We start from the raw sequence: 24,064 nt of genomic DNA, 5'->3' as shown, positions 1-24,064 counted from the left end.
ACATCCCGCGAAGCTTGCACGCATTTTCACGACGATGAGCGCGGCGTTGCTGCTCACGGCACACGCGGCGCTGGCCGCCGATAGCGCCGACGCGGTCATCGCGCCGCTTCCGCCGCTGCCCGCATCGTTCGATGCGCAGTCCGTCGATCAAGCCGCGTCCATCGCGCCCCTCGCGCCCCTCGCGCCCCTCGCGTCCGACGTGCCCGCCGTCCAGAGTGCGGACGCCGCCGCGCCCGCGAAGCCGGCTGCGGAATCGACGGATGCGCTGGAAGGCCCGCCCGTGCCTTTGCCGGCACTCGAACGTCTGAGCGGCGCATCGTCCGGCAACGACGACGGCAAGCCGATCACGCTCGACCTGAAAAACGCCGACCTCGCCGCCGCGCTCCACGCCTTCGCGCGGTTTGCTGGCGTGAACATCGTCGCGAGCGACAAGGTGCGCGGACAGGTGTCGATGAATCTCGTCGCCGTGCCGTGGCGGCGCGCGTTCGACACCTTCCTCGAAGTCCACGGTCTCGCGATGGAGCAGCACGGCAACGTGATCTGGGTCGCGCCGCTCGCCGAACTCGCCGCGCGCGAAAAGCTGCGCTTCGAAGCCCACGCGCGCGCCGCGGATCTCGAACCGCTCGCGAGCCGTACGTTCGTGCTGCGCTATTCGCGCGCGGATGAACTGCGCAAGATGCTGTCCGGCTCGGGGAGTCAGCGCGTCTTGTCCAAACGCGGCTCCGCCATTTCCGATCCGCGCACGAATCTGCTCTTCATCACCGATCTCGATGCACGCGTGCGGCAGATCGCGGAGCTGATCGCGCTGATCGACAAGCCGACTCCGCAAGTGATGATCGAAGCGCAGATCGTCGAAGGCGAGGCCGGGCTGTCGCGCAATCTCGGCGTCAAGTTGAGCGTCGCGCCGCGAAACGATCCGTCGACCGGCGTCGCGGGCGGCAAGGACGGTGTGGTATACGATCTGACGGCAGGGCCGATCAACGGTTTCGACGCGGCGAGCGCCGGACTCACGCTCTTCGTCGCGCAGGCGACCCGGCTGCTCAACCTGGAACTAAGCGCGATGGAAGCCGAAGGGCGCGGGCAGATCGTCTCGCGGCCGCGCGTCGTGACGGCGGACCGGGTGAAATCCATCGTCGAGCAAGGCATGGAAGTGCCGTATCAGGCGAAGGTCGGCAACGGTATGTCGGGCGTGCAGTTTCGGCGCGCAACGCTCAAACTGGAGGTCGAGCCTCAGATCACGCCGCATGGCCACGTCATCCTCGATCTCGACGTCACCAAAGACAGTGTCGGCGAGCAGACGGCGAACGGGCCGGCCATCCATACCAAGCATGTGCAGACGCGCGTGGAAGTGGAGAACGGCGGCACGGTCGCGATCGGCGGAATTTACTCCGATGACGAGCGGCAGGATACGACCGGCGTGCCGTTACTGTCGAAGCTGCCGCTCGTCGGATGGCTCTTCCGTCACCACGCGCGCCGCAGCTCGAAGAGCGAGCTCGTCGTGCTGATTACGCCGCACGTGATCGCGCCGGGCGGATGAGCCCGCCGCGGCGCCGCCAAAGGGCCGCGCGACTCGACAAAGCGGGCGGTTTGCCCTTAAGCTGCCGCACGAACAAATTGCATCGAACTGGAAGGAAACCGAGTTGCAGGAAGGGCACGCGAACGCGAACATTTATTTCGTCGGACTCATGGGGGCGGGTAAAACCACCGTGGGCCGTGCGGTTGCGCGCCGTCTGCAGCGCTCGTTCATCGATTCGGATCACGAGATCGAGGCGCGCACGGGCGCCCGCATTCCGGTGATCTGGGAACTCGAGGGCGAAGCGGGCTTCCGTCAGCGCGAGGCGAATGTCATCGACGAGCTGTCGCAGCGAAGCGGCATCGTGCTCGCGACGGGCGGCGGCGCGGTGCTGCGCCCGGAGAATCGCGAACATCTGAGGAATCGCGGCATCGTCATCTATCTGCGCGCCAATCCGCACGATCTCTGGCAGCGCACGCGGCGCGACAAGAATCGTCCGCTTCTGCAGACGGAAGATCCGCGCGGCAAGCTCGAAGCGCTCTTTCAGACGCGCGATCCGCTGTATCAGGAATGCGCGCATTTCGTCGTGGAAACGGGTCGGCCGACCGTGAACGCGCTCGTCAATATGGTCCTGATGCAACTGGAGGTCGCCGGCGTCGTCAAGTCGGCTGAGTCATAATGTCCGCCATGATTACCGTCAACGTCGAACTGGGCGAGCGCGCCTATCCCATTCACATCGGTGCGGGCCTGACCGGCCGCACGGAACTCTTCGCGCCGCATATCAAGGGCGCGTCCGTGGCGATCGTCACGAACTCGACCGTCGATCCGCTCTATGGCGACCGCTTGCGCGCGGCGCTCGAGCCGCTCGGCAAGAAAGTGACGACGGTCGTCCTGCCGGATGGCGAGGCGCACAAGAACTGGGAAACGCTCAACACGATCTTCGATGCGCTCCTCACCGAGCGCGCCGATCGCAAAACGACGCTGATTGCGCTCGGCGGCGGCGTCGTCGGCGACATGACGGGTTTTGCGGCCGCGTGCTACATGCGCGGCGTGCCGTTCATCCAGGTGCCGACCACGCTGCTTTCGCAAGTGGATTCGTCGGTCGGCGGCAAGACGGGCATCAATCATCCGCTCGGCAAGAACATGATCGGCGCGTTCTATCAGCCGCAGGCGGTGATCGCGGATATCGGCGCGCTGCACACGCTGCCGGAGCGCGAACTGGCGGCGGGCATCGCCGAGGTTATCAAGACCGCCGCCATCGCGGACGCCGAATTCTTCGACTGGATCGAAAGCAATGTCGACGCGCTCAATCGCCGCGACGACGAAGCGCTTGCGCACGCGGTGAAGCGTTCGTGCGAGATCAAGGCGTCGGTGGTGGCGTCGGACGAGCGCGAAGGCGGGCAGCGCGCGATCCTCAATTTCGGCCACACGTTCGGCCATGCAATCGAAGCCGGGCTCGGTTACGGCGAATGGCTGCACGGCGAAGCGGTCGGTTGCGGCATGGTGATGGCGGCGGATCTTTCGGTGCGTCTCGGCAGGCTCGACGAAGCCGCGCGCCAGCGGCTCGTGCGCGTGATCGAGGCGGCGAAGCTGCCGGTCATCGCGCCGAAGCTCGGCGACGATCGCTACGTGGACCTGATGAAGGTCGACAAGAAAGCCGAAGCCGGCGAGATCAAATTCATTCTGCTGACCCGTTTCGGCGCGACCGAAATCACGGGCGCGCCCGATCAGGCCGTGCGCGCGACGCTCGCAGCCAGCGTCTGATCCGCGCGAACGGCGGCTAGAACCACGACGATGCGGAGCAGCCGGTGAGCGAAACAGAAGATCAACCTTTGCCGGGCACGCCGTCGACGCGCGCGCTCGAAGAACATCTCGCGCCGTATGCGGCGCACGCGTCGCAATCGCGCGGGCGGCGCTTCGCCGAGACGCCGCCAGCGGCACGCACGGAGTTTCAGCGCGACCGCGACCGCATCGTCCATTCGACCGCGTTTCGCCGGCTCGAATACAAGACGCAGGTCTTCGTCAATCACGAAGGCGATCTCTTTCGCACGCGCCTCACGCACAGTCTCGAAGTCGCGCAGATCGCGCGTTCCGTCGCGCGAAATCTGCGGCTGAACGAGGATCTCGTCGAAGCCATTTCGCTCGCGCACGATCTCGGCCATACGCCCTTCGGCCACGCGGGACAGGACGCGCTGCACGACTGCATGCGCGATCACGGCGGCTTCGAGCACAATCTGCAAAGCCTCGCGGTGGTCGATCAACTCGAAGAGCACTACGGCGCGTTCAACGGCCTGAACCTGTGCTTCGAAACACGTGAAGGCATCCTCAAACATTGCTCGCGTGAAAACGCGCGCAAGCTCGGTGATCTCGGCGAGCGCTTTCTCACGGGCAAGCAGCCGTCGCTCGAAGCGCAGATCGCCAATGTCGCCGATGAAATCGCGTATAACAATCACGATGTCGACGACGGTCTGCGCTCCGGTCTCATCACGCTCGAACAGCTTTCCGAAGTGAGTCTCTGGCACACGCATTTCGATGCCGCGCGCGAGGACTATCCGGACATCGAAGGGCGCAGGCTAATTCATGAAACCATCCGCCGCATCATCAATACGCTGATCGTCGATCTGATCGAGGCGACGAGCCGCAATCTCGAACGTGTCGCGCCGCAATCGGTCGACGACGTGCGCAATGCGCCGTCGCTCGTCGCACACAGCGATGAAGTCGCGGCTCAGGCGGCGCAACTCAAGCGCTTCCTGTTCAAGAACCTGTACAGGCACTATCGCGTGATGCGGATGGCCAACAAGGCGAAGCGCGTGGTGACGGGTCTCTTCGAAGCCTTCACCGACGATCCGCGTCTCTTGCCGCCGGCGTATCAGGCGCGCGGGCCGGTCATCGAAGAATCCGCGAACGACGCGCCGTCGTCCACTCACGACAGTTCGCAGGCGCGGCTCATCGCGCATTACATCGCCGGGATGACTGACCGCTACGCATTGAAGGAGTATCAACGACTGTTTGTCATCGATAACAACTAACTTATAACGTTTAGACACGGAGACTCATCGATGGTCCGCAAGCCCTTGTTTCGCCTGATCACGACTGCTGCCGCTTTGACGTTCGGCCTCAGCACTGCCGCGCACGCCGCGACGGAAATCCAGTTCTGGCACGCGATGGAAGCCGCGCTCGGCGAACGCGTAAACGACATCGCCAACGACTTCAACAAGTCGCAGAGCGATTACAAGATCATCCCCGTGTTCAAGGGCACCTACGATCAGGCGCTCGCGGCGGGCATCGCGGCGTATCGCAGCGGCAATGCGCCCGCGATCCTGCAAGTCTATGAAGTCGGCACCGCGACGATGATGCAGGCGAAGAAGGCCGTCATTCCGGTCTACGACGTGTTCAAGCAGGCGGGCGTGCCGCTCGACGAAAAGGCGTTCGTGCCGACCATCGCCGGTTATTACAGCGACGCCAAGACGGGGCATCTGATCTCGATGCCGTTCAATAGCTCGACGCCCGTTCTTTACTACAACAAGGACGCGTTCAAGAAGGCCGGCCTCGATCCGAACCAGCCGCCGAAGACCTGGGCCGATGTCGAAGCCGACGCGAAGAAGCTGAAGGCCGCGGGCTATTCGTGCGGCTATTCATCGGGCTGGCAAAGCTGGATTCAGCTCGAAAACTACAGCGCATGGCACGCCGCGCCGTTCGCGACGAAGAACAACGGTTTCGACGGCCTCGACGCCAAGCTCGAATTCAACAAGCCGCTGCAGGTCGCGCACATCCAGTTCCTGCAGAACATGGCGAAGGAAGGCACGTTCACGTATGTCGGCCGCAAGGACGAGCCGGTGTCGAAGTTCTATAGCGGCGATTGCGGGATCATCACGAACTCGTCGGGCTCGCGCGCGACCATCGCCAAATTCGCGAAGTTCGATTACGGCGTCGGCATGATGCCGTACGACGCGAGCGTGAAGGGCGCGCCGCAGAACGCGATCATCGGCGGCGCGAGTCTGTGGGTGTTGTCGGGCAAGGACCCGGCCGTCTACAAGGGCGTCGCGAAGTTCCTCGCGTACCTGTCGACGCCGGAAGTCGCGGCGAAGTGGCATCAGGACACGGGCTATCTGCCGGTCACGCAGGCCGCGTACGAACTCACGCAGAAACAGGGCTTCTACGACAAGAATCCCGGCGCCGACATCGCCATCAAGCAAATGTTGAACAAGCCGCCGCTCGCGTACACGAAGGGCCTGCGTCTGGGCAACATGCCGCAGATCCGCACGATCGTCGACGAAGAGCTCGAGCAGGTCTGGGCCGAGAAGAAGACGCCGCAACAGGCGCTCGACGCGTCGGTGCAACGCGGCGACGAACTGCTGCGCCGCTTCGAAAAGAGCGGCAACTAAGCTCACGCGCCCGCGCGTTGAAAGCGCGGGCGCCTCGGGAAATCGAACCATGGAAAAACGCTCTCGTTTCGATACGAGCGTCTTGCCGTATCTGCTCGTCGCGCCGCAGCTCGCAATCACCGCGCTGTTCTTTCTCTGGCCCGCGGGCGAAGCGCTCTGGCAGGCGACGCAAAGCCAGGATGCGTTCGGCACGTCGAGCGAGTTCGTCGGGCTGCAAAACTTCAGGCAGTTGTTCGCCGATCCGCTCTATCTCTCGTCGTTCAGCACGACGATGATCTTCTGCGCGCTCGTCACGGTGTCGGGTCTCGTGATCTCGCTGTTGCTCGCCGCATGCGCCGATCGCGTGACGCGCGGCGCGAAGGCGTATCAGACGCTGCTGATCTGGCCGTATGCGGTCGCGCCCGCGATCGCCGCCGTGCTGTGGTCGTTCCTGTTCAATCCGAGCATCGGGCTCGTGACGTACGCATTGGCCAAGCAAGGCATCGTCTGGAATCACGCATTGAACGGCGCGCAGGCGATGTTCCTCGTCGTGCTTGCGTCGGTGTGGAAGCAGGTCAGCTACAACTTCCTGTTCTTCTACGCGGGTTTGCAGGCGATTCCGCAATCGCTGATCGAAGCGGCCGCGATCGACGGCGCCGGTCCCGTGCGCCGCTTCTTCGGTATCGCGCTGCCGCTCTTGTCGCCGACGTCGTTCTTTCTGCTCGTCGTGAATCTGGTCTACGCGTTCTTCGATACTTTCCCCGTCATCGATGCCGCGACCGGCGGCGGTCCTGCGCAATCGACCAAGACGCTCATCTACAAGATTTTCGCGGAAGGCTTCCAGGGACTCGACATTGGCAGTTCGGGCGCGCAGTCGGTCGTACTGATGGTGATCGTCGTCGTGTTGACGGTGGTGCAGTTCCGCTTCGTCGAACGCAGGGTGCAATACTCATGATCGAAAACCGTCGCGGCTTCGATATCTTCTGTCACGTCGTGCTGCTTCTCGGCGTCGCGCTGATCGTGTTTCCGGTGTACGTCGCGTTCTGCGCGGCCACGATGAACGCAAAGGAAGTGTTCAGCGTGCCGCTCTCGCTCGTGCCGAGCACGCATCTGTTCGAGAATATGGCGTACATCTGGGCGCACGGCAGCGGCAACGCGGCGGCGCCCTTCGGCCGCATGCTGCTGAACAGTCTCGTGATGGCGCTCGTGATTTCGCTCGGCAAGATCGCGGTGTCGATCGTCTCCGCCTACGCGATCGTCTTCTTCCGTTTCCCGATGAAGAACCTCGCGTTCTGGCTCATCTTCATCACGCTGATGCTGCCCGTCGAAGTGCGCATCTTTCCGACGGTGCAGGTCGTGTCGTCGATGCATCTGTCGAACACATATGCCGGACTGACACTGCCGCTGATCGCCTCTGCAACGGCTACGTTCCTGTTCCGCCAGTTCTTCATGACGCTGCCCGACGAACTGATGGAAGCCGCACGCATCGACGGCGCGGGGCCGCTGCGCTTCTTCTGGGACGTCGTGCTGCCGCTTTCGAAGACGAACATCGCGGCGCTGTTCGTCATCACGTTCATCTACGGCTGGAATCAGTATCTCTGGCCGATTCTCATCACCAACGAGGTGTCGCTGCAAACGGCGGTGGTCGGCATCAAGAGCATGATCGCTTCCGGCGATACCGCGACCGAATGGCATTACGTGATGGCCGCGACGCTGCTCGCGATGCTGCCGCCGCTCGCCGTCGTGCTGACGATGCAGCGCTGGTTCGTGCGTGGACTCGTCGATTCCGAGAAATAAAACATGGCTGCGTTGAATCTCAAAGGCGTCAAGAAAACCTACGACGGCACGAACTACGTGCTGCATGGCATCGATGTGGCGGTCGACGATGGCGAGTTCGTCGTGATGGTCGGTCCGTCCGGCTGCGGAAAGTCGACGCTGCTGCGCATGGTCGCGGGTCTCGAAAGCGTGTCGGATGGCGCGATCGAAATCGGCGGCAAGGTCGTGAACAAGCTGGAGCCGAAGGACCGCGATATCGCGATGGTCTTTCAGAACTATGCGCTGTATCCGCACATGAGCGTCGCGCAGAACATGGCGTATGCGCTGAAGATCGGCGGCGCGGACAGGAAGTCGATCGAATCGCGCGTCGCGAATGCCGCGCGTATCCTCGAACTCGAACATCTGCTCGAACGCAAGCCGCGCGAATTGTCGGGCGGTCAGCGGCAGCGCGTCGCGATGGGCCGCGCGATCGTGCGCGAACCGGCGGTCTTTCTGTTCGACGAACCGTTGTCCAATCTCGATGCGAAGCTGCGCGTGCAGATGCGGCTCGAAATCCAGCGCCTGCACGCGCGTCTCGCGACCACGAGCCTGTACGTCACGCACGATCAGATCGAGGCGATGACGCTCGCACAACGCGTCATCGTGATGAACAAGGGTCACGCGGAACAGATCGGCGCGCCGACCGAAGTGTACGAGCGTCCGGCGACGGTGTTCGTCGCGAGCTTCATCGGCTCGCCGGCGATGAATTTGCTCGAAGGACGTTTGTCGGATGACGGATCGACGTTTGCCGTTGCCGGCGACGGCCCTGCATTGCCGGTTTCCGGCGTGAATGGCGCGATGCACGGGCGCGAGTGGATCATCGGCATTCGTCCGGAGCATATGACGCCGGGCAATGAAAACGCGCCGAGCGCGCCGCTCGAAGTGGACTCGGCCGAGTTGCTGGGCGCGGACAATCTCGCGCATGGCAAGTGGGGCAAGCACGACATGGCGGCGCGCTTGCCGCATGAGCATCGGCCGCGGCGTGGCGAGCGGCTCGACGTGTCGTTGCCCGCGCGCCATCTGCATTTCTTCGATCCGGCAACGGGAATCCGCGCCAACTGAATGGAGCACACGCGATGAGAACCTGGCCTTATCCCGCGATCGTCGCGCATCGCGGCGGCGGCAAGCTCGCGCCGGAGAACACGCTCGAAGCGATCGACGTCGGCGCGCGTTTCGGCCACAAGATGATCGAGTTCGACGCGAAGCTCTCCGCCGACGATATCGTCTTCCTGCTGCACGATGACGCGGTCGATCGCACGTCGAACGAGCGCGGCGCGGCCAAGGCGATGACCTATGCGCAGTTGCGCGCGCTCGACGCGGGCACGTGGTTCAGCGCCGAGTTCGCGAACGCGCGCATGCCGACGCTCGCGCAAGTGCACGAACGATGCATGAAGCATGGGCTCGCGGCGAACATCGAGATCAAGCCGAGTCAGGGCCGCGACGTCGAAACGGGCGTGCTCGTCGCGCGCGAGGCGGCGCATTTATGGGCCGATGCGGAGGTCGCGCCGCTGGTGTCATCGTTTTCATATGCGGCGCTCGAAGCCGCGCGCGATGTCGCGCCGAATCTGCCGCGCGGCATGCTCTACGAGCGCGTGCCCGCGAACTGGCGTGCGCAGACTCAGGCGTTGTCGTGCGTGTCGCTGCACGCCAATCACCGCACGCTCGATGAAGCGCTCGTAGCGCAGATCAAGGACGCGGGCTTGCGCATTCTCGCTTATACGGTCAACGACCCGGCGCGCGCACGGCTGCTCGCGCAATGGGGCGTCGACGCGATCTGCACGGACCGCATCGACATCATCGGCGCTGATTTCCTGGAAGCGCCGGCCGGTTGAGACGTCAGCGCACGCGAGCCAGCAATACGCCTGCAACGAGCGCGAGCCCGCCGACGAGCGCGATGGTTTGCCACGGCTTTTCGTGGAGATAGGCGTCGGCGTCATCCAAGGCGGCGCCCGCGCGTTCGCGAAGCACCGCGTGGGTATCGTTCAGACGTGCGCGCGCGTTGTCGAGGCGTTGACCGATTTGCGCGCGCAGTGCGGCGGCATCGGCCGATGTGCCCTCGGCCAGCGCGCTTTCGAGTTCGCCCAGAAGCGTTCTGAGCTCGACGCCGATATCCTCGGCTGCTTCACGTCCATGCCGTGCCATGCGGCGTGCGCGGCGGCTCGTCGTGGTCCATGAATCTCCGATGGCGTCTCGCGTGTTAGGCAATGCGTTCATAGATCGCTCCGTCGATGGATGAGTCGTGGATGATCCGCCCGAGGCGGGAAAACCCATGATGCAGCAAATTCGATGCCGATGCTTCGACGTTGCGCAACGCTTCGGTAACCGCGACCGCGACTGTCACTCGACTCGAACGAACGCGTAAGAACTGCAAGCGACGCGTTTCGATGAAGGTCACATTTACAAGCGACATGCAAAAAATAACGCCGGCATTTGTGAATCATGCCGGCGCTATCCTGGTTTGCGATGACGCCTGTATCGTCGTTACATGCTCGAGAGCAGTTTGACTTTAGAAACGATAGCCGACTCGCAAATATGTGACGATCGGGTTGAGCGTGATTTTCGCCTGAGACTGGACATTGAGCGTACCGACCGGCGTTTGCGCCTGCGTGCTCAGCTTCGCCGTGGCCTTCAAAGGAATGAACGACACTGAAAATCCGGCGAACCAGTGTTCTGTGAAATTGTAAGTCGCACCGACATTAAACACCGGCGCCCACGAACTATCCGTATCGACGGTGGTCGGACCATGCAGGACCGAGCCTTCGAATTGCTGATTTGTGATCTTTGCGTCGGTGAACCACGTCCGCGTCACACCAACGCCGACGAACGGACGAAACTTCGCCGTAGGCGCATTGAAGAAGTATTTGAAGAGCAGCGTCGGGCTCCATTGCTTCGCGCTGCCGAGTTTGCCGTACTGGGAGAAGCTGCCCGTGCCTTCGAGGTCGAACGTGGGCGGCACGCCCATTTCGAGTTCGGCGGCGATATGGTCGGTGGCGAAGTAGCCTACCGTGAAGCCGGCTGTATCAGCACTCGAAATGCCCGCGCCTGTTCCTGGAACATCGATATTGACCGGAGATCCGCCTACACTTGTTTCTTTGAGCGGACCGCTGCTGTCTTGCGGGGCAAAGTGAAACCAGCCTGCCGTGGCATAGAAGGATCCGGCAGATTGCGCATGTGCCACAGTCGACACACACGCTAATGCCGCAATCCCCGTGATGACTTGTTTTATTTTCAATTTGTGCTCCTCCAAAAAGCACGCTCATTATGAACACAACATTTCACATAAACCATAGCGGCGCCGTAGAGCATTTTCCCTAGGGCAAAGAGCGGCTTTGGGGCCTCGTTGCACGGCACTTGCATGTGTTTTGTCCATGCTGCCGCTTAAGGCTCCGAAAGGCCCCCAATTGGGGTAACACAAACGCGACCAACGGAATATCCAGAATGGCACGGCTTGCACGACTCTACGTTCCCGAACAGCCGCAGCATGTCATCCTGCGTGGTCTCGACCAGCAGCCCGCATTCGTCGACGACCAGGACTACGAGCTCTTCATCGACTGCTTGAGGACGGCTTCGCGCGATCATCATCTTTCCATCCACGCCTATGCGCTGATGCCGCAAGCCGTGCATCTGCTCGTCACGCCGCGCGACGAAGCGAGCTTGCCCAAGGCGATGCAGGCCGTGGGACGTCGTTACGTAGCGCACTTCAATCGCCGTTACATGCGACGCGGCACGCTATGGGAAGGCCGCTATCGTGCCACGGTCATCGAAGGCGAACGTTACTTTCTGCTCGCCACGCGCGTCGTCGAAATGGCGCCCGTGCGGGCGCAGCTCGTCACGGCACCGCAGGACTACAAGTGGTCCAGCTTCCGCCATCACATCGGCGTCACGCTCGATGGACTCATCACCGACCATCCGCTGTTCTGGTCGCTCGGCAATACGCCGTTCGAACGCCAGCACGCCTATAAGGAGTTGTGCGAACAGCCGCTCGACGAGCGCGAGGCCAACCGTCTCTTGCAAGCGACACTCAAAGGCTGGGTGCTCGGCAGCGAGGCCTATCGCGAATGGGCGTCGGGCGCCGCGAACCGCCGCGTCTCGCCGCTGCCGCGCGGACGTCCACGCAAGATCCGCGAGACCCCCCAGCCTCAATAACGGCCTTACGCGGGCGTTCCTGAAGCCAAAGATGAAACGGCGTCTCGTATTTTCGCGGGTCGCCGTTTCTTTTTTTCGATGATTGATGCGGCCCCATTATATTGGGGCGCGTTTGCACCACATCGATAATTGGTGTCGTATCATCAAGTTTTATTTGCCATCGCTTTGATTCGTCGCGTATATTTCGATTTCCGGCGATTGCCGCGGTGCAGCGAGCCGCGCACGACCGTGCTTCGTGACACATCAAGTTGAAAAAGTCGTCGCAAGCGACAAGAAAACGGTTCAACGGCCGAGTCGATTCGGCCCCTCACAGTAGAGACGGTGTCCCCATGAACGATCATCAGCAACCGGCAGCCGGTTCGCTTCCCGCCGCGCAGGGCATGTACGACCCTGCGAACGAACACGACGCCTGCGGCGTCGGCTTCGTCGCCCATATCAAGGGGAAAAAGAGCCACGAGATCATTCAGCAGGGTCTCAAGATTCTCGAGAATCTCGATCACCGCGGCGCGGTTGGCGCTGATCCGCTCATGGGCGACGGCGCGGGCATCCTGATCCAGGTGCCGGACGGCTTCTACCGCGAGGAAATGGCCAAGCAGGGCGTGACGTTGCCGCCGGCTGGCGAATACGGCGTCGGCATGATTTTTCTGCCGAAGGAACACGCGTCGCGTCTCGCGTGCGAGCAGGAACTGGAACGCACGGTCAAGGCCGAAGGCCAGGTCGTGCTCGGCTGGCGCGACGTGCCCGTCGACGGCAACATGCCCATTTCGCCGACGGTCAAGGCGAGCGAGCCGCTGATTCGCCAGATCTTCATCGGGCGCGGCAAGGACATCGTCGTGACGGACGCGCTCGAGCGCAAGCTGTACATCATCCGCAAGACGGCGAGCCATCGCATCCAGGCGCTCAAGCTCAAGCACGGCAAGGAATACTTCGTGCCGTCGATGTCCTCGCGCACGGTCGTCTACAAGGGACTGCTGCTGGCCGGCCAGGTCGGCGTGTATTACCGCGATCTGCAGGACGAGCGCGTCGTATCGGCGCTCGCGCTTGTGCACCAGCGCTTCTCGACGAACACGTTCCCGGCATGGGAACTCGCGCATCCGTATCGGATGATCGCGCACAACGGTGAAATCAACACCGTGAAGGGCAACGTCAACTGGCTGAACGCCCGCACCGGCGCGATCGCCTCCTACGTGCTCGGCGACGATCTGCCGAAGCTCTGGCCGCTGATCTATCCGGGCCAGTCGGACACGGCTTCGTTCGACAACTGTCTCGAACTGCTCGTGATGGCCGGCTACCCGCTCGTCCACGCGATGATGATGATGATCCCGGAAGCGTGGGAACAGCACACGCTGATGGACGACAACCGCCGCGCGTTCTACGAATATCACGCCGCGATGATGGAGCCGTGGGACGGCCCCGCCGCGATCGCGTTCACGGACGGCCGTCAGATCGGCGCGACGCTCGACCGCAACGGTCTGCGTCCGGCGCGTTATCTCATCACCGACGACGATCTCGTGATCCTCGCGTCGGAATCCGGCGTGCTGCCGATTCCCGAGTCGAAGATCGTCAAGAAGTGGCGTCTGCAGCCGGGCAAGATGTTCCTGATCGACATGGAGCAGGGCCGCATCATCGAGGACAAGGAACTGAAGGACAACCTGTCCAACGCGAAGCCGTACAAGAGCTGGATCGATGCCGTGCGCATCAAGCTCGACGAAATCGAGCCGAAGGCCGAAGACGTCGAAACGCAACGCCGCGAAGCCGCCGCGCTGCTGGACCGTCAGCAGGCGTTCGGCTACACGCAGGAAGACCTCAAGTTCCTGATGGCGCCGATGGCGCAAGCGGGCGAAGAGGCCGTCGGCTCGATGGGCAACGACTCGCCGCTCGCGGTCATGTCCAACAAGAACAAGACGCTCTACAACTACTTCAAGCAGTTGTTCGCGCAAGTGACGAACCCGCCGATCGATCCGATCCGCGAAAACATGGTGATGTCGCTGAATTCGTTCATCGGACCGAAGCCGAACCTGCTCGACACGACCAACATCAACCCGACGATGCGCCTCGAAGTGTCGCAGCCCGTGCTCGACTTCAAGGACATCGCGAAGATTCGCGCGATCGACAAGTACACGGGCGGCAAGTTCAGCTCGTACGAACTGAACATCTGCTATCCGGTCGCGTGGGGCAAGGAAGGCATCGAAGCGCGCATCGCGTCGTTGTGCGCGGAAGCGGTCGATGCCGTGAAGTCCGGCTACAACATCCTGATCGTCTCCGATCGCAAGATGGACCGCGATAACGTCGCGATTCCCGCGCTGCTCGCCACGTCGGCGATTCACTCGCATCTCGTCGCGCACGGTCTGCGCACGAGCACGGGTCTCGTCGTGGAAACGGGCTCGGCGCGCGAGACGCATCACTTCGCGCTGCTCGCGGGCTACGGCGCGGAAGCCGTTCATCCGTACCTCGCGCTGGAAACGCTCGCGAACATGGCCGAGGGCCTGAAGGGCGATCTGTCGGCCGACAAGGTCATCTACAACTTCACGAAGGCGGTCGGCAAGGGCTTGCTGAAGGTCATGTCGAAGATGGGCATTTCGACGTACATGTCCTATACCGGCGCGCAGATTTTCGAAGGCGTGGGCCTGTCGTCGGAACTGGTCGAAAAGTACTTCAAGGGCACGGCGACGAAGGTCGGCGGCATCGGCATCTTCGAAGTGGCGGAAGAGGCGATCCATCTGCATCGCGATGCGTTCGGCGACAACCCGGTCCTCGCGACGATGCTCGACGCGGGTGGCGAGTACGCCTATCGCGTGCGCGGCGAAGAGCACATGTGGACGCCGGATGCGATCGCGAAGCTCCAGCACTCCGCGCGCAGCAATTCGTACCAGACGTACAAGGAATACGCCCACATCATCAATGACCAGACGAAGCGTCACATGACGTTCCGCGGTCTTTTCGAGTTCAAGGTGTCGCCATCGAAGGCGATTCCGCTCGATGAAGTCGAATCGGCGAAGGACATCGTCAAGCGTTTCGCGACCGGCGCGATGTCGCTCGGCTCGATCAGCACGGAAGCGCACGCCACGCTCGCCGTCGCAATGAACCGCATCGGCGGCAAGTCGAACACGGGCGAAGGCGGCGAGGACGAAACGCGTTATCGCAACGAACTGCGCGGCATCCCGATCAAGAACGGCGACACGCTGCAATCGATCATCGGCCGCGAAGTCGTCACCGACATTCCGCTGAAGGACGGCGATTCGCTGCGCTCGAAGATCAAGCAGGTCGCGTCTGGACGTTTCGGCGTGACGGCGGAATATCTGTCGTCGGCGGATCAGATTCAGATCAAGATGGCGCAGGGCGCAAAGCCCGGCGAAGGCGGCCAGTTGCCGGGCCACAAGGTCTCGGATTACATCGGCAAGCTGCGTTACTCGGTGCCGGGCGTCGGCCTCATTTCGCCGCCGCCGCACCACGACATCTATTCGATCGAAGACCTGGCGCAGCTCATTCACGATCTGAAGAACGTGAATTCGTCGTCGAGTATTTCGGTGAAGCTGGTGTCGGAAGTCGGCGTCGGCACGGTGGCCGCTGGCGTGGCGAAGGCGAAGGCGGATCACGTCGTGATCGCGGGACATGACGGCGGCACGGGTGCATCGCCGCTGTCGTCGCTCAAGCACGCGGGCACGCCGTGGGAACTGGGTCTCGCCGAAACGCAGCAGACGCTGGTGCTGAACCGTCTGCGCGGCCGTATCCGCGTTCAGGCCGACGGCCAGATGAAGACCGGCCGCGATGTCGTGATCGGCGCGCTGCTGGGCGCGGACGAGTTCGGCTTCGCGACGGCGCCGCTCGTCGTCGAAGGCTGCATCATGATGCGCAAGTGCCATCTGAATACGTGCCCGGTCGGCGTCGCGACGCAAGACCCCGTGCTGCGCGCGAAATTCTCGGGCCAGCCGGAACACGTCGTCAACTTCTTCTTCTTCGTTGCTGAAGAAGTGCGCGAGATCATGGCGCAGTTCGGCATCCGCAAGTTCGACGATCTCATCGGCCGCGTCGATCTGCTCGACATGAAGAAAGGCATCGAGCACTGGAAGGCGAAGGGTCTCGACTTCTCGCGCATCTTCTATCAGGTGCCGGTGGGCGAAGACGTCGCGCGCAAGCACGTCGACGTGCAGGATCACGGTCTCGACAAGGCGCTCGATCACGTGCTGATCGAGAAGTCGAAGGCGGCGATCGAGAAGGGCGAGCATGTGTCGTTCATTCAGCCGGTCCGCAACGTGAACCGCACGGTCGGCGCGATGCTGTCCGGGCTGATCGCGAAGAAGCACGGCCACGACGGCCTGCCCGACGACTCGATCCACATCCAGTTGAAGGGCACGGCGGGCCAGAGCTTCGGCGCGTTCCTCGCGAAGGGCGTGACGCTCGATCTCGTCGGCGACGGCAACGACTACGTCGGCAAGGGGCTGTCGGGCGGACGCATCATCATTCGCCCGACGAACGACTTCCGCGGCAAGTCTGAGGAAAACATCATCTGCGGCAACACGGTGATGTACGGCGCGATCGAAGGCGAATCGTATTTCCGCGGGGTCGCGGGCGAGCGCTTCTGCGTGCGTAACTCAGGCGCGACGGCGGTCGTCGAAGGCACGGGCGATCACGGCTGCGAGTACATGACGGGCGGCACGGTGGTCGTACTCGGCGAGACGGGCCGCAACTTCGCGGCGGGCATGTCGGGCGGCATCGCGTTCGTGTACGACCCGGACGGCACGTTCGCCGGCAAGTGCAACAAGTCGATGGTCGCGCTCGATCCGGTGCTGCAACAGGCCGAACAGGAGCGCACGGTGGATCGCACGCTGTGGCATGCCGGCAAGACCGACGAGGCGCTGCTCAAGGGTTTGATCGAGCGTCATTTCCAGTTCACCGGCTCGCCGCGCGCGAAGTCGCTGCTCGAGAACTGGGATTCGGCCCGACGTCAGTTCGTCAAGGTGTTCCCGACCGAGTACAAGCGTGCGCTCACCGAGCTTGGCGCGAAGAAGGGCAAGGAAGCGGTCGCGGCATAAGCCTCGTTATTCGACAGACGCGCGCTCCGGGAGCGCGCGCGATCCTCACTAAATACAGAGAAAGAAATGGGCAAGGCAACCGGTTTTCTCGAGTTCGAACGCCGCCACGAGGCGTACGAAGCTCCGCTTACCCGCGTCAAGCATTACAAGGAATTCGTCGCCGCGCTGACCGATGAAGACGCGAAGGTTCAAGGCGCGCGCTGCATGGATTGCGGCATCCCGTTCTGCAACAACGGCTGCCCGGTCAACAACATCATTCCGGACTTCAACGATCTCGTGTTCCAGCAGGACTGGAAGAGCGCGATCAACGTGCTGCATTCGACGAACAACTTCCCGGAGTTCACGGGCCGCATCTGCCCGGCGCCGTGCGAAGCGGCGTGCACGCTCGGCATCAACGACGATCCGGTCGGCATCAAGTCGATCGAACACGCGATCATCGACAAAGCGTTCGCCGAAGGCTGGGTCGTGCCGCAGCCGGCGAAGCACAAGACGGGCAAGAAGGTCGCGGTCGTCGGTTCGGGGCCTGCGGGTCTCGCCGCCGCGCAGCAGCTCGGGCGCGCGGGTCACGAAGTGGTCGTGTTCGAGAAGAACGATCGCATCGGCGGTCTGCTGCGTTACGGCATCCCCGATTTCAAGCTGGAGAAGTGGCTGATCGACCGCCGCATGCGCCAGATGGAAGCGGAAGGCGTGTCGTTCCGTACCAACGTGTTCGTCGGAAAGGATGGACTGCCGGCGTACATCGCGAATACGGCGAAGGAAACCATCACGCCGGACGAGCTGAAGGAACAGTTCGACGCGGTCGTGATCGCGGGTGGCTCCGAAACGCCGCGCGATCTGCCGGTGCCGGGGCGCGAGCTCGAAGGCATCTACTACGCGATGGAATTCCTGCCGCAGCAGAACAAGGTCAACGCGGGCGACAAGCTGCCGGATCAACTGCTAGCGAAGGGCAAGCATGTTGTCGTGATCGGCGGCGGCGATACCGGTTCGGATTGCGTCGGCACGTCGAATCGTCATGGCGCGAAGGACGTGACGCAGTTCGAACTGCTCGCTCAGCCGCCCGAGGAAGAGAACAAGCCGCTCGTGTGGCCGTATTGGCCGATCAAGCTGCGCACGTCGTCGTCGCATGAGGAAGGTTGCGAGCGCGACTGGTCGGTTGCGACCAAGCGCTTCGAAGGCAAGAACGGCAAGGTCGAGAAGCTGATCGCGGTGCGTGTCGAATGGAAGGGCGGCAAGATGCAGGAAGTGCCGAATTCCGAGTTCGAGATGAAGGCCGATCTCGTGCTGCTCGCGATGGGCTTCACGCAGCCGGTGTCGCCGGTGCTGGACGCGTTCGGCGTCGAGAAGGATGCGCGCGGCAACGTGCGTGCCGCGACCGAGGGCGACAAGGCGTATTACACGTCGGTAGACAAGGTGTTCACGGCGGGCGATATGCGGCGCGGTCAGTCGCTCGTCGTCTGGGCGATTCGTGAAGGACGCCAGTGCGCGCGGTCGGTCGATGCGTATCTGATGGGAGCGAGCGAGTTGCCGCGGTAAGTTCTCGCGGTTGCGACGAAACGAAAAGGCCACGCGATTGCGTGGCCTTTTGGCTTTAGCGCGATGGAAAGCTCAAGCCTCCGCCATCGCCCGCTCGATCTCGATCTTGTAGTCATGGAACATCGCCACCGACTCGCGGTGCGCCACGCTCAAGATCGCCGCCTTCGGCAGCCGCTCGACGAGCGTGTTGTAGATATGCAGCTCGTTCTCGGCGTCGAGTGCGCTCGTGGCTTCGTCGAGGAACACGAAGTCCGGCTTGTGCAGCAGCACGCGCGCGGCGGCAAGCCGCTGCTGTTCGCCCGGCGACAGACTCCGCGCCCAGTGCGCGCTTTCCTCCAGCCGGTCCGCATAGGCTTCCAGATTGCACAGGCGCAGTGCCTCGCGCGATTCGTCGTCGCTGAACGTGCCGCCTGGCGACGGATACGACAGCGCCGCGCGCAATGTCCCGATCGGCAGATAGCTCATCTGCGGGATGAACATCAGCTTTGCGTCGACGGGTGCGTCGATCGTGCCGTCGCCGAACGGCCACAAGCCGGCGAGCGCGCGCATCAACGTGCTCTTGCCCGAGCCCGACGGACCGACGACCAGCCAGCGCGATCCCGGCTCGATCGACACGTTCGCCACACGCGAGAGCGGCGTGCCGTTGGGCAGCGCGAGCGTGAGCCCCTTCGTCGTGAGCGACGACGTGCTCGTGTAATGCAGGTTGATGCCGCCGCGCTCCGTGGCCGGCGACGTTTCCTCGCGGATATGCGTCGAACGCATCACGCGCTTGAATTCGCGCAGACGATTCACCGTGGCGCGCCATTCGACCAAGGTCGAGTAACTGTTGATGAACCAGGAAAACGAATCGCTGACCGTGCCGAACGCCGATGAAATCTGCATCAGCACGCCGAACGAAAACGCGCCCGCGAAGTAGCGGGGCGCGGCGACCATGATCGGAAAGATGATCGCGATCTGGCCGTAGAACGACAGCACGAAGGTCATGCGCTTCGTGTACTTCATGATCATCCACCAGTTGTCGCGGATGCGCTGGAAGATGGTCTTTGCGTTCGCCGTTTCGGTCGCGATGCCGTCGTAGAACGCGATCTGCTCGGCGTTCTCGCGCACGCGGATCAGGCCGAAACGGAAATCCGCCTCGACCTTCTGCTGCTGATAGTTGATCGACACCAGCGGATGCCCGACCTTCTGAATGATGAGCGAGCCGATGATCGCGTAGAGCGCGGCGGCCCAGACCATGTAGCCCGGGATCGTGATGGGCGTGCCGCCGAGCGAAAACGTCAGCGCGCCCGCGATGGTCCAGAGAATCGTGATGAAGGTGACGAGCGTGACGAGCGTCGAGAGCAGATCGAGCGACAGCGAAAGCGTGGTGGTGGCGAACGACTGCAGGTCGTCGGAGATACGCTGGTCGGGGTTGTCGGCGAGGCGGTCGCGCTCGATCCGGTAGAACGCCTTGTCGCCGAGCCATTGCTCCAGAAACCGGTTCGTGAGCCATTGCCGCCAGCGGAACGCGAGCATCTGCCGCAGATATCGCCCGTACACGGCGAGCAGGATGTATGCGAACGCGAGACCCGTGAAGATCAGCAGCAGATGCGGAAAATCCCGGACGTTCTTGTTCTGCAGCGCGTTGTAGAAGTCCGCGTTCCAGCTATTGAGCCGGACATTGATCCACACGACCGTCATGTTGATCGCGATGATCGCAACGAGCAGTCCCCACGCGATGCCGCGCTCCTCCGACACCCAGAAGGGCTTGATGAGGCTCCAGGCCGAGACATCGTCGGCCTTCTGCTGTGTGTTTTCGGTAGAAGTGTTGGTCATGAGCTTTCTGATGATGCGCCTTACGGCGCCCGATTGTTGCGTCCGCGGACCGGCCGCGCACGGACCTTTCCGGCTCCGCAGATTGTTCCGGGGTTCTCTTAACGCTCACTTAATTTCGCGCGGTCGTTCGGCAAACCGTGTTCGCGGCATTGTGCCAGAGTGCCGCCTTGTACGATAAAAGGCGGGCAATTCCGGTTTGCAGCGGCTTCGCCTTTCATGTTTTAATGACCTTCGACGAAACAGGGGTGCTTCGCGTGCATCGGCGGCCAGAACGGCCGGCAGCGCGGCGAGGCTGAGAGAGACCCTTTGCACCCGATCCGGGTAATACCGGCGAGGGAAGTTTCCGGAGAACGCGCGAGCCTCGCGCCATTCCTCCTGTCTCTTCCAGTACGTCTTTCCGTCCGGCGCATTTTTTCCGATGCCGGGCCGGTCTCTCTCCGCTGATTTCGTCCTTGTGATGTGGCGCCGCGCCCGCACGGTCGAGATCGCGTGTTCCGTCTCCTTCGTGCAGCGCAGCGTCACGCGTACGGAGACATCGAATTGTGAACAGAATCGATCAGGGCGCCGCGCGCGGACCGGATTTCGCCGTCGTCGGTGGCGGGCTCGTCGGACGGCTCGTCGCGTGGCAGCTCGCGGGCGCCGGCCACGACGTCGCGCTCTACGAACGTGGCGACGCCGCGGGCACACAGTCGGCCGCGTGGGTCGCCGCCGCCATGCTCGCGCCGCTCGCGGAGGCGGCGAGCGCGGAGCCGCTCGTCGTCGGGCTCGGGGCGGCATCGCTGGAAAGCTGGCCGCGTCTCATCGCGCAATTGCCTGTGCCGGTCTTTTTTCAGCGCAACGGCACGCTCGTGGTCTGGCACGGCGCGGATCGCGCGGAAGCGCCGCTATTCGAGCGCCGCCTGAAGGCTAATTCGCCCGCCAATCTGCTCGATGGCGGCTTCGTCAAGCTCGCGGGCGCGCAAGTCGCGCAGGCGGAGCCGGCGCTCGGGACGCGCTTTGCCCAAGGCTGGCTGCTGCCGAACGAAGGGCAACTGGACAACCGCCAGGCGCTCGGCGCGCTCGGCGCCGGGCTCGCCGAGCGCGGTGTGCGAACGCACTGGAATACCGCCATCGACGCGATGCCTGACGCGCGCTGGATCATCGATTGCCGGGGGCTCGGCGGCAAGCCCGCGTGGCCGGCGCTGCGCGGCATCCGCGGCGAGGTCGCGCGCGTGCATGCGCCGGGCATCGGATTGACGCGTCCGGTGCGGCTGCTGCATCCGCGCTATCCGCTCTATATCGCGCCGAAGGAAAACGATCTCTACGTGATCGGCGCGACGGAAGTGGAAGGCGAGGACATGTCGCCGGTGAGCGTGCGCTCGGCGCTCGAACTGCTGAGCGCCGCGTTCGCGGTGCATCCGGGTTTCGGCGAGGCGCGCATCCTCGAACTGAATTCGCATTGCCGGCCGACGTTGCCGGATCACCGTCCGGCGATCGTCTGGGACGGGGCGCGTACCTTGCGCGTGAACGGCCTGTACCGGCACGGCTTCATGATCGCGCCGGAAGTGGCGGATGCCGCGTGCGCGCTCGCAGCCGCGCTCGTGTCGGGCGATGTCGCCGATCACGATGCCTTCGCGCAGTTCCGCGAAGCTGCGCGCTGGCCCGAACTGCTCCACGACGAAAACGCCGTCGCCGCGCTCTAATCGACAGGAAAAAGCATGAACATCCACATCAACCAGCGCGTCTTCGATTTGCCCGACGCGACCACCGTCACCGACGCGCTCGCCGCGTTCGGCGCGAAGCCGCCGTTCGCGGTCGCGCTGAACGGCCAGTTCGTCGCGCGCGGCGAACACGCCACCAGAACGCTCGCCGCCGGCGACAAGCTCGATGTCGTGTCGCCCGTCGCGGGCGGCTGAATTCCGAAAACGAAGGATCGAATCATGACCATCTCCACCGCCGACGTCCTCACGCTCTACGGCGAGACGTTCCCGAGCCGCGTGCTGCTCGGCACGTCGCGTTATCCGTCGCTGCAATCGCTTTCCGACTCCATCGACGCCGCGCGGCCGGGCATGGTCACGGTCGCGCTGCGCCGCCAGTCGGAGACCGGCGAGGCCGGTTTCTTCGATGTCCTGAAGCGCCACGGCGTCGCGCTCCTGCCGAATACGGCGGGCTGCCAGAGCGTCGATGAAGTGCTGACGACCGCGCATATGGCGTGCGAAGTCTTCGATACGCCGTGGATCAAGCTGGAGTTGATCGGCGACGACTACACGCTGCAGCCCGATCCGATCGGCCTCGTCGAAGCGGCGGGCAAGCTGATCCGCGACGGCTTCAAGGTTCTGCCGTATTGCACGGAGGATCTCGTCATCGGCCGGCGTCTGCTCGATGCGGGCTGCGAGGCGCTGATGCCGTGGGGCGCGCCGATCGGCACCGGCCGTGGCGTGACCAATCCGTACGGGTTGCGCACGCTGCGCGAACGGCTGCCGGATGTACCGCTCATCGTCGATGCGGGTCTCGGCGTGCCGTCGCATGCGTGTCAGGTGATGGAGTGGGGCTTCGACGGCGTGTTGCTCAACACGGCCGTATCGCAGGCGACTTTCCCGCCGCAGATGGCGCGCGCCTTCGCGCTCGGCGTCGAAGCGGGGCGCACCGCGTTCCTCGCCGGACCGATGGCCGAACGCGACAGCGCGCAGGCGAGCACGCCGGTCGTCGGCATGCCGTTCTGGCATCAGGACGGAGGCGCGGCATGAGCTTGCTGAATCGCGAAGTGTTCTGGCCGCCCGCCGACGAACTGACCGAAGTCGCCGAGCGCATTCGCGCGCGTCTGGGCGGCTGGCCGGCCGCCGAAACGCGCTGGCGTATCTGTCTGACCGTGCCGGAAGCGCCGAAAGCGGACGATCTGATCGTGTTCAGCGAGCCGCACGATGGGGCCGTCGAAGGCGCCGGGGCGGTTCTCGAAGCGCACGGCGACCGCGTCACGCTGCGTCGCGGGGAGGAGCGTTTCGCGCTCGAGGGCGATCGGTCGGACGACTGGCTGTCCGCGTTAGCCGCGTTTCTCGATTGCAACTTCGAGCCGCACGACGCGTTGACGCTCGCGCTCGCCTGGCGTTCCGGCGACGAGAACAGGGACGACGCATGGCCCGTCGATTTCGCGACGTTCCCGCGCGTCGCCGATCTGCCGCCTGCGCCGGAAGGCGGATTCCTCGCGTGTCCCAATGCACTCGGTCTTTATCCGGTGCTGCCGAGCGCCGAATGGGTCGAGCGCGTCCTGGATCTCGGTGTGCGGACGACGCAACTGCGCCGCAAATCGGCCGATCCGGCTGATCTGCAACGCGAAATCGCGCGCTCGGTGGAAGCAGGGCGCCGGCATGACGCACAACTCTTCATCAACGATCACTGGCGCGAGGCGATCGCGGCGGGCGCGTATGGCGTACATCTCGGACAGGAAGACGTGCAGACGGCCGACCTGAGCGCGATCGCGAAAGCCGGCGTTCGGCTCGGCCTGTCGACGCACGGTTACTACGAGATGCTGCGCGCATTGCATTTCAGGCCGAGCTATCTTGCGCTGGGCGCCGTCTTCCCGACGACCACGAAAGTCATGCCGACCAAGCCGCAAGGCCTCGCGCGCCTCGGACGCTATGTGCAACTGCTGTCGGGGCGCGTGCCGCTCGTCGCGATCGGCGGAATCGACGCGAAAGTAATGCCGGACGTGCTCGCGACAGGCGTCGGCAGCGCGGCGGTCGTGCGCGCGGTCACGGAAGCGCCGGACACGGCGGCGGCGGTCTCGTCGCTGCAACAAATGTTTGCAAGTCAACGGTGAAAATTCCCAAAAACAAGGGGGCGCAGGCCTAGGCAAAGCACCGATTGCG

At 63.4% G+C, this 24,064-nt stretch carries 19 protein-coding genes and 1 riboswitch; of the genes, 16 read left to right on the top strand and 3 right to left on the bottom strand.

What is annotated here, in order from left to right; translation table 11 throughout:
- The first annotated feature begins 34 nt into the window (after window positions 1–34).
- The 9 genes from AWB77_RS31375 to ugpQ all read left to right on the top strand — a co-directional run bounded on the left by AWB77_RS31375 (window position 35) and on the right by ugpQ (window position 9,524).
- Window positions 35–1,537, top strand: a complete 1,503-nt coding sequence (locus AWB77_RS31375) for a type IV pilus secretin PilQ (protein ID WP_061138407.1) — start codon at window positions 35–37, stop codon at window positions 1,535–1,537.
- Between the two features lie 103 nt (window positions 1,538–1,640).
- Window positions 1,641–2,192: a shikimate kinase gene (locus tag AWB77_RS31370; protein WP_061138374.1), complete on the top strand. Its 552-nt coding sequence runs from the start codon at window positions 1,641–1,643 to the stop codon at window positions 2,190–2,192.
- An 8-nt stretch (window positions 2,193–2,200) separates the two neighbouring features.
- The gene (gene aroB, locus AWB77_RS31365; RefSeq protein ID WP_061138406.1) at window positions 2,201–3,277 is read left to right on the top strand and encodes a 3-dehydroquinate synthase; all 1,077 of its coding nucleotides are present in this window, start codon (window positions 2,201–2,203) and stop codon (window positions 3,275–3,277) included.
- A gap of 44 nt (window positions 3,278–3,321) precedes the next feature.
- Window positions 3,322–4,542, top strand: coding sequence for a deoxyguanosinetriphosphate triphosphohydrolase (locus AWB77_RS31360; protein WP_061138373.1), 1,221 nt, complete (start codon window positions 3,322–3,324; stop codon window positions 4,540–4,542).
- Between the two features lie 30 nt (window positions 4,543–4,572).
- Window positions 4,573–5,898 (top strand): sn-glycerol-3-phosphate ABC transporter substrate-binding protein UgpB, encoded by a 1,326-nt coding sequence (gene ugpB / locus AWB77_RS31355; protein ID WP_061138372.1) that lies wholly within the window; start codon window positions 4,573–4,575, stop codon window positions 5,896–5,898.
- Window positions 5,899–5,947: 49 nt separating this feature from the next.
- Window positions 5,948–6,832, top strand: coding sequence for a sn-glycerol-3-phosphate ABC transporter permease UgpA (ugpA, locus tag AWB77_RS31350; protein ID WP_061138371.1), 885 nt, complete (start codon window positions 5,948–5,950; stop codon window positions 6,830–6,832).
- Complete coding sequence (gene ugpE, locus AWB77_RS31345; protein ID WP_061138370.1) at window positions 6,829–7,674, top strand: sn-glycerol-3-phosphate ABC transporter permease UgpE; 846 nt, start codon at window positions 6,829–6,831, stop codon at window positions 7,672–7,674. The genes ugpA and ugpE overlap by 4 nt, the downstream gene beginning before the upstream one ends.
- A gap of 3 nt (window positions 7,675–7,677) precedes the next feature.
- Window positions 7,678–8,754, top strand: a complete 1,077-nt coding sequence (locus AWB77_RS31340; RefSeq protein WP_061138369.1) for a sn-glycerol-3-phosphate import ATP-binding protein UgpC — start codon at window positions 7,678–7,680, stop codon at window positions 8,752–8,754.
- Between the two features lie 14 nt (window positions 8,755–8,768).
- A complete protein-coding gene (ugpQ, locus tag AWB77_RS31335) occupies window positions 8,769–9,524 on the top strand; it encodes a glycerophosphodiester phosphodiesterase (protein ID WP_061138368.1) in 756 nt (251 codons plus the stop codon).
- Window positions 9,525–9,528: 4 nt separating this feature from the next.
- Here ugpQ and AWB77_RS31330 read toward each other — a convergent pair whose 3' ends face one another.
- Window positions 9,529–9,906 (bottom strand): ElaB/YgaM/YqjD family protein, encoded by a 378-nt coding sequence (locus AWB77_RS31330; protein ID WP_061138367.1) that lies wholly within the window; start codon window positions 9,904–9,906, stop codon window positions 9,529–9,531.
- Window positions 9,907–10,198: 292 nt separating this feature from the next.
- Window positions 10,199–10,924 (bottom strand): OmpW/AlkL family protein, encoded by a 726-nt coding sequence (locus tag AWB77_RS31320; RefSeq protein WP_061138405.1) that lies wholly within the window; start codon window positions 10,922–10,924, stop codon window positions 10,199–10,201.
- A gap of 206 nt (window positions 10,925–11,130) precedes the next feature.
- On the opposite strand from AWB77_RS31320, the gene AWB77_RS31315 reads away from it, so the two are divergent.
- The 3 genes from AWB77_RS31315 to AWB77_RS31305 all read left to right on the top strand — a co-directional run bounded on the left by AWB77_RS31315 (window position 11,131) and on the right by AWB77_RS31305 (window position 18,404).
- Window positions 11,131–11,838, top strand: a complete 708-nt coding sequence (locus tag AWB77_RS31315) for a transposase (RefSeq protein ID WP_061138365.1) — start codon at window positions 11,131–11,133, stop codon at window positions 11,836–11,838.
- Between the two features lie 329 nt (window positions 11,839–12,167).
- Window positions 12,168–16,871, top strand: a complete 4,704-nt coding sequence (locus tag AWB77_RS31310; RefSeq protein WP_061138364.1) for a glutamate synthase-related protein — start codon at window positions 12,168–12,170, stop codon at window positions 16,869–16,871.
- A gap of 66 nt (window positions 16,872–16,937) precedes the next feature.
- Window positions 16,938–18,404, top strand: a complete 1,467-nt coding sequence (locus AWB77_RS31305) for a glutamate synthase subunit beta (RefSeq protein WP_061138363.1) — start codon at window positions 16,938–16,940, stop codon at window positions 18,402–18,404.
- A 72-nt stretch (window positions 18,405–18,476) separates the two neighbouring features.
- On the opposite strand, the gene AWB77_RS31300 is transcribed toward AWB77_RS31305, so the two are convergent.
- Window positions 18,477–20,219, bottom strand: coding sequence for an ABC transporter ATP-binding protein/permease (locus AWB77_RS31300; RefSeq protein WP_061138362.1), 1,743 nt, complete (start codon window positions 20,217–20,219; stop codon window positions 18,477–18,479).
- 231 nt (window positions 20,220–20,450) lie between these two features.
- Window positions 20,451–20,575: riboswitch (TPP riboswitch) on the top strand.
- A 186-nt stretch (window positions 20,576–20,761) separates the two neighbouring features.
- Here AWB77_RS31300 and AWB77_RS31295 point away from each other — a divergent pair.
- From AWB77_RS31295 to thiE, 4 genes are read left to right on the top strand one after another with little or no spacing between them, the layout of a single operon-like run.
- Complete coding sequence (locus AWB77_RS31295; RefSeq protein ID WP_061138361.1) at window positions 20,762–21,901, top strand: FAD-dependent oxidoreductase; 1,140 nt, start codon at window positions 20,762–20,764, stop codon at window positions 21,899–21,901.
- A gap of 15 nt (window positions 21,902–21,916) precedes the next feature.
- On the top strand, window positions 21,917–22,114 hold the full coding sequence (gene thiS / locus AWB77_RS31290) for a sulfur carrier protein ThiS (protein WP_061138360.1): 198 nt from the start codon (window positions 21,917–21,919) through the stop codon (window positions 22,112–22,114).
- A gap of 24 nt (window positions 22,115–22,138) precedes the next feature.
- On the top strand, window positions 22,139–22,945 hold the full coding sequence (locus AWB77_RS31285; protein ID WP_063936595.1) for a thiazole synthase: 807 nt from the start codon (window positions 22,139–22,141) through the stop codon (window positions 22,943–22,945).
- Window positions 22,942–24,015, top strand: coding sequence for a thiamine phosphate synthase (gene thiE / locus AWB77_RS34885; RefSeq protein ID WP_074168997.1), 1,074 nt, complete (start codon window positions 22,942–22,944; stop codon window positions 24,013–24,015). Before AWB77_RS31285 ends, thiE begins: the two co-directional genes overlap by 4 nt.
- Window positions 24,016–24,064: the final 49 nt, after the last annotated feature.

Origin of the sequence: Caballeronia fortuita (genome assembly GCF_001544835.2) — a bacterium.
In the GTDB taxonomy this organism is placed as follows: Bacteria; Pseudomonadota; Gammaproteobacteria; order Burkholderiales; family Burkholderiaceae; genus Caballeronia; species Caballeronia fortuita.
Note: the sequence above shows the minus strand (reverse complement) of the source record. Positions and strands in the feature narration are given on the sequence as shown.